Here is a 5,000-nt window from a genome sequence, read left to right on the forward strand (position 1 = left end):
ATGGTGATGCCCGGGGACAACGTGACCTTCACGGTGGACCTGATCAAGCCCATCGCCATGGAAGAAGGCCTGCGCTTCGCCATCCGCGAGGGTGGGCGCACCGTCGGCGCCGGCGTCGTTACCAAGGTCCTGGAGTAAACCTTCCAGGCCACCGGGGGAGGCCTTCGGGTCTCCCCCTTTTCGCGCCTTCACCCTGCCCGGGTGGACACCCACGCCCCGACTGCCTATAATCTCAATGTTGCCCGCCACAAGGCGGGCTTTTACCAGCGACTTCTGGGCAGCATGCGGAGGGCTGGGAGCGCGCGCTGAGCAGCAACGGCGGCCAGAACGCGCGAAAGGAGCAGCGACATGGCGAAGGACGGACCCCGCATCATCGTGAAGATGGAAAGCACCGCAGGCACGGGCTTTTACTACACGACCACCAAGAACCGCCGCAACACGCAGGCCAAGATGGAGCTGCGCAAGTACGATCCCGTGGCGAAAAAGCACGTCGTGTTCAAGGAGAAAAAGGTCTGAGTCGGGGGCCGCAGGTCACCTGCGGGTGAGCTGCCCCGGCCATCGGCCTTTTTCTCTTTTTGTCATGACGGGCAAGGTGAGCGCATGAATCTGATTCAGTACTTGCGGGACTCGCGCGCCGAACTGGCCCGGGTCACCTGGCCGACGCGCCAGCAGGTGATTGACGGCACGCAGGCGGTGCTGATCTTCGTGGTCGCCCTGACCCTGATCGTGTTCGCCATGGACTCCCTCTTCGGCACCCTGATCCGGCAGGTGCTTCAGTGAGCATCGAGTGGTACGCGGTCCACACCTACGTGGGCCAGGAAGACCGCGTCGAGCAGCACCTGCTGGAGCGGGCCAAAAAGCTGGGCATGCACTACACCAAGATCTTTCAGGTGCTTCAGCCTGAAGAAAAGGCCGTCGAGATTCAGGAAGGCGGCAAGAAGGTCGAGGTCAAGCGCAAGCTCTTTCCGGGCTACGTCTTTGTCCAGATGGACGTCGAGGACGACGACTCGCCGGGCGAGCTGGGCGAGTCCTGGGAGGTCGTGCGCGGCACCAACGGCGTGACTGGCTTTGTCGGCACCGCCACCCGTCCGGTCCCGCTCTCGCCGGAAGAGGTGCAGCGCCTGCTGGCCTCGGTCGGTGTGGCCGCGCAACCGCAGGAGGAAGCGGCGCCGCGCGTCAAGGTCGACCTCAAGCCCGGCGACATGGTCCGGGTCACCGGTGGGCCTTTTGCCGACTTCAGCGGCGTCGTGAGCGAGGTCAACGCCCCGCAGGCCAAGGTCAAGGTGCTGGTCAGCATCTTCGGCCGGGAGACGCCGGTCGAACTCGACTTCGCGCAGGTCAGCAGGTAACGCCCCACCAGGCTTGGCAGACGCGCGCCGGGCCTGTACACTGACAAAGTTGCTGTCGTGCCGGAGCCTGATCTCCGCTGCGGCGAACTTAGCGCCAGCACCCCGCCGCCGCTCTCCAGACCCCTCACGGGCCGGGGCAGGCCGCCGGGGGAGCTAAGGAGGAAACACATGAAGAAGATCACAGGGCTTGTCAAGCTCCAGCTGCCTGCGGGCAAGGCCACCCCGGCCCCTCCCGTCGGTCCCGCGCTCGGTCAGTACGGCGCGAACATCATGGAGTTCACGAAGGCGTTCAACGCGCAGACGGCCGACAAGGGTGACGCGATCATCCCCGTCGAGATCACCATCTACGCGGACCGCTCGTTTACCTTCATCACCAAGACGCCGCCCATGAGCTACCTGATCCGCAAGGCGGCGGGGCTGCAAAAGGGCAGCGCCACGCCCAACAAGGCCAAGGTCGGCAAGCTGAACTGGGACCAGGTACTCGAAATCGCCAAGACCAAGATGCCCGACCTCAACGCGGGCAGCGTCGAGGCCGCCGCGAACACCGTGGCCGGCACCGCGCGCAGCATGGGCGTGACCATCGAGGGGGCCCCGAATGCCTAAGCACGGCAAGCGTTACCGCGCCCTGGAGGGCAAGGTCGACCGCAACAAGCAGTACACCATCGACGAGGCCGCCACGCTCGTCAAGGACCTCGCCACGGCGAAGTTCGACGAGACGGTAGAAGTCCACTTCCGCCTCGGCATCGATCCCCGCAAGAGTGACCAGAACGTGCGCGGCACGGTGGCCCTGCCCCACGGCACCGGCAAGACGGTGCGGGTGGCCGTGATCACCAAGGGCGACAACGTGGCGGCGGCCGAGGCGGCCGGGGCCGATGTGGTGGGCGGCGACGAGCTGATCGAGCGCATCGCCGGCGGCTTCATGGAGTTCGACTCGGTGGTCGCCACTCCCGACATGATGGCCCAGGTCGGCCAGAAGCTCGCGCGGCTGCTCGGGCCGCGTGGTCTGCTGCCCAACCCCAAGAGCGGTACGGTCGGCCCCGACGTGACGGGCATGGTGCGCGGCCTCAAGGCCGGACGCATCGAATTCCGCAACGACAAGACCGGCGTGGTTCACGCGCCCATCGGCAAGGCCAGCTTTGATCCCGCCAACCTCAGCGCCAACTACCAGGCCCTGATCAGCGCGCTCGAAGCGGCCAAGCCCGGCAGCGCCAAGGGCGTGTACCTGCGCAGCGCCTACCTGACCAGCACCATGGGGCCGAGCATTCCCCTCACGCTGAGCCAGGCCCAGGCCTGAGTTTGACCGGGGGAGCCTACAGAGCCGAAGTCTCCTCTCCCCCACCCACTTCAGCACCCCGGTGCGCTTTTTCTGCACCTTTCCAATCTCGGCACCGTAGACAGCGGGGACCCTTGCCAGGTTTAAACATCCCGCCGAGTTGTCAGGGCGCAAGAGCGCACCTGGTACTTGTTCACCACACAGGAGGTTTTCAGTGGCGAACGAACGCAACCTGCAGAACCTGAGCAGCCTGAGGACCAGCCTGACGGGCGTCGAGACGTTCTACGTCGTCGACTACCAGGGCCTGACCGCCGGGCAGCTCAGCAAGCTGCGCCAAGACATCCGTGAGAAGGGCGGGCAACTGATCGTTGCCAAGAACACCCTGATCCACCTGGCCCTGCAAGACGGCGGCCGCGACTTCGGCGATGCCCTGAAGGGTCCCAGCGCCCTGGTGCTGGCCCACGAAGACCCCGCCGGCGTCGCCAAGACGCTCAGCGACGCGGCCAAGGGCAACGACAAGGGCATTCCCGCCATGAAAGGCGGCCTCGTCGAGGGCAACCGCGTCGACGTGAAGGTCATCGAGCGTCTGGCGAGCCTCGGCAGCAAGCAGAGCCTGCAAGGTGAGTTCGTGGGCGTGCTCAGCGCGCACCTCAGCACCTTCGTCGGGATTCTGGAAGCCTACCAGGCCAAGCTCGGCGGCGGCGACGCGGCCGAGACGGCCAGCGCCGAAGCCCAAGCTTAAGCTCTCTCTTCTTTCCACTCAACCAATCCACCACCGGAGGACACCACCATGGCTTACGACAAACAGGCTCTGATCGACCAGCTCAGCACCCTCACCATCATGGAACTCGCCGACCTCATCGACGGCCTCAAGGAGACCTGGGGCGTCACCGCCGCCGTGGCGATGGGAGGCGGCGCCGCCGCTGCCGCTGCCCCGGCCGCCGAGGAGAAGACCGAGTTCGACGTTGTGCTGGTCGACGCGGGCGCGAGCAAGATCAACGTCATCAAGGAGATCCGCGCCATCACTGGCCTGGGCCTCAAGGAAGCCAAGGACATGAGCGAGAAGGGCGGCGCGCTCAAGGAAGGCATCAGCAAGGACGAGGCCGAGAAGATGAAGGCGCAGCTGGAAGCGGCGGGCGCCAAGGTCGAACTCCGCTAACGTCCCCTTTTCACCGGGAGTGCAGCCCCCCGCCGCGTGCGGGGGGTTCCTTTTTGTGATCTACCTCACCATACGTCTGCCTTGGCAGCCTCATAGTGGCCAGGTAGTTTTCCAGCAGATCCTTTGAGAGACGCGGTAAACACCCCGGGTCTCTTTTCTGCACCTGGAAACGACGAGGAGTTGAAGATGGCTGTAGGCAGAGTGAAGTGGTTCAACGCGGAAAAAGGCTTCGGATTCATCGAGACGGAAGGCAGCGACGACGTGTTCGCGCACTTCAGCGCCATTCAGGCTCAGGGCTTTAAGAAGCTCAACGAGGGCGATGAGGTCGAGTTCGAGATCGAACCCGGTCAGCGTGGCAAGGGTCCCCAGGCCAAGAACATCGTGGTGACGAAGGCGGCTCCGGCCCCGGCGTTCAACGACCGCCCCCGTCGCGACGACCGCTGGTAAGCAGCACACCTCGCACTTTCAGACCCCCCACCCTTAGGGTTGGGGGTTTTGTCATGGGAGCTGGCTCTGACCGCTGGGCGCCTCGCTACCTCAGCTCGCGCCTCAGGCCCGCCGCCATCTGAAACCATTCGCGTTCCTGACGCTTGTAGAGGGGGGTAGCGCGCGCCTCGGTTTTGGCGACGGCTTCCAGCAGGGTGGCGGCCTCCTGCCGTCTGCCCTGCTCCAGCAGCAGACCGGCATAGCGCACGCGGGGTTCTTCGGTGGTCGCGGCGTTCATGGCCTCGCGGTAGGTCGCCTCGGCCTCGGCGGGCTTGCCCTGCGCCGCCTGGGCCTGGGCCAGCAGGGTCAGGGTACGGGTGCGGGTCGCGGCGCTGGTCCGCAGGTCCACGCGGTTGAGGTGGGCCTCGGCGGCGGCGGCGTCCCCCCGGGCAAGTTCCAGCTCGGCGCTGGTGAGCAGCACCACCGGATCGTCGGCGTAGATGCCGCTGAGCAGCGGGGCCAGGGTCGCGCGGGCTTCTTCGGGGCGCCCGGCGCGCGCCTGAAGGGCCGCGAGGTCGGCGCGGTGCGCCAGCGTGTCACTCTCGCTCAGGCGTTCCTGGGCTTCCCGGATGCGGGTGTCCAGCGGCTTGATCGCCTCCACGCCCCGGGCGACCGCCTGCCCCGCCACCCGGCCGCGCCCGCGCAGCCAGGGCACGAACACCAGCACCGTGTACAGCAGCGCTCCCAGCATTCCGAAGAGACTTCCGAACAGTGCGCCGAATCCCAGCAGAAA

Annotated in this window: 10 protein-coding genes (1 of these 10 running past the window's edge); 9 read left to right on the forward strand and 1 reads right to left on the reverse strand. The window is 66.1% G+C overall.

All coding sequences use genetic code 11. The features are described from left to right. The 9 genes from HNQ09_RS12155 to HNQ09_RS12195 all read left to right on the forward strand — a co-directional run. Positions 1–138: EF-Tu C-terminal domain-related protein (locus HNQ09_RS12155; RefSeq protein WP_484482067.1), on the forward strand; the 138-nt coding region annotated here is incomplete at its 5' end. Between the two features lie 210 nt (positions 139–348). Then, positions 349–516: a 50S ribosomal protein L33 gene (rpmG, locus tag HNQ09_RS12160; protein ID WP_012692576.1), complete on the forward strand. Its 168-nt coding sequence runs from the start codon at positions 349–351 to the stop codon at positions 514–516. Positions 517–600: 84 nt separating this feature from the next. After that, positions 601–780 (forward strand): preprotein translocase subunit SecE, encoded by a 180-nt coding sequence (gene secE / locus HNQ09_RS12165; protein WP_184029649.1) that lies wholly within the window; start codon positions 601–603, stop codon positions 778–780. Continuing rightward, positions 777–1,349 carry a transcription termination/antitermination protein NusG gene (gene nusG / locus HNQ09_RS12170; protein ID WP_184029651.1) on the forward strand — a complete coding sequence of 191 codons (573 nt, stop codon included), beginning with the start codon at positions 777–779 and terminating at the stop codon, positions 1,347–1,349. The genes secE and nusG overlap by 4 nt, the downstream gene beginning before the upstream one ends. A gap of 168 nt (positions 1,350–1,517) precedes the next feature. Continuing rightward, positions 1,518–1,952 (forward strand): 50S ribosomal protein L11, encoded by a 435-nt coding sequence (rplK, locus tag HNQ09_RS12175; protein WP_184029653.1) that lies wholly within the window; start codon positions 1,518–1,520, stop codon positions 1,950–1,952. Next, positions 1,945–2,643, forward strand: a complete 699-nt coding sequence (gene rplA / locus HNQ09_RS12180; protein ID WP_184029655.1) for a 50S ribosomal protein L1 — start codon at positions 1,945–1,947, stop codon at positions 2,641–2,643. Before rplK ends, rplA begins: the two co-directional genes overlap by 8 nt. A 193-nt stretch (positions 2,644–2,836) precedes the next feature. Further along, entirely contained in the window at positions 2,837–3,364 is a 528-nt protein-coding gene (rplJ, locus tag HNQ09_RS12185) for a 50S ribosomal protein L10 (RefSeq protein WP_184029657.1), read from the forward strand. A gap of 48 nt (positions 3,365–3,412) precedes the next feature. Beyond that, entirely contained in the window at positions 3,413–3,781 is a 369-nt protein-coding gene (gene rplL, locus HNQ09_RS12190; RefSeq protein ID WP_184029660.1) for a 50S ribosomal protein L7/L12, read from the forward strand. A 186-nt stretch (positions 3,782–3,967) separates the two neighbouring features. Then, the gene (locus HNQ09_RS12195) at positions 3,968–4,228 is read left to right on the forward strand and encodes a cold-shock protein (RefSeq protein ID WP_184029662.1); all 261 of its coding nucleotides are present in this window, start codon (positions 3,968–3,970) and stop codon (positions 4,226–4,228) included. An 85-nt stretch (positions 4,229–4,313) separates the two neighbouring features. Here the strand turns inward: HNQ09_RS12195 and HNQ09_RS12200 are convergent, their stop codons facing one another. Further along, on the reverse strand, positions 4,314–5,000 hold the 3' portion of the coding sequence (locus tag HNQ09_RS12200) for a hypothetical protein (RefSeq protein ID WP_343057776.1). It continues 108 nt past the right edge of the window; 687 of the gene's 795 nt are visible here — the last part of the coding sequence; its start codon lies beyond the right edge, outside the window — the gene reads right to left on this strand; it ends in the stop codon at positions 4,314–4,316.

This window comes from Deinococcus budaensis (assembly GCF_014201885.1).
GTDB classification, from domain to species: domain Bacteria; phylum Deinococcota; class Deinococci; order Deinococcales; family Deinococcaceae; genus Deinococcus; species Deinococcus budaensis.

Excerpts from the sequence above, each read along its gene's own strand:
- rpmG (WP_012692576.1), top strand. The coding sequence starts at position 349 with ATGGCGAAGGACGGACCCCGCATCATCGTGAAGATGGAAAGCACCGCA.
- secE (WP_184029649.1), top strand. The coding sequence starts at position 601 with ATGAATCTGATTCAGTACTTGCGGGACTCGCGCGCCGAACTGGCCCGG.
- rplK (WP_184029653.1), top strand. The coding sequence starts at position 1,518 with ATGAAGAAGATCACAGGGCTTGTCAAGCTCCAGCTGCCTGCGGGCAAG.
- rplA (WP_184029655.1), top strand. The coding sequence starts at position 1,945 with ATGCCTAAGCACGGCAAGCGTTACCGCGCCCTGGAGGGCAAGGTCGAC.
- rplL (WP_184029660.1), top strand. The coding sequence starts at position 3,413 with ATGGCTTACGACAAACAGGCTCTGATCGACCAGCTCAGCACCCTCACC.
- HNQ09_RS12195 (WP_184029662.1), top strand. The coding sequence starts at position 3,968 with ATGGCTGTAGGCAGAGTGAAGTGGTTCAACGCGGAAAAAGGCTTCGGA.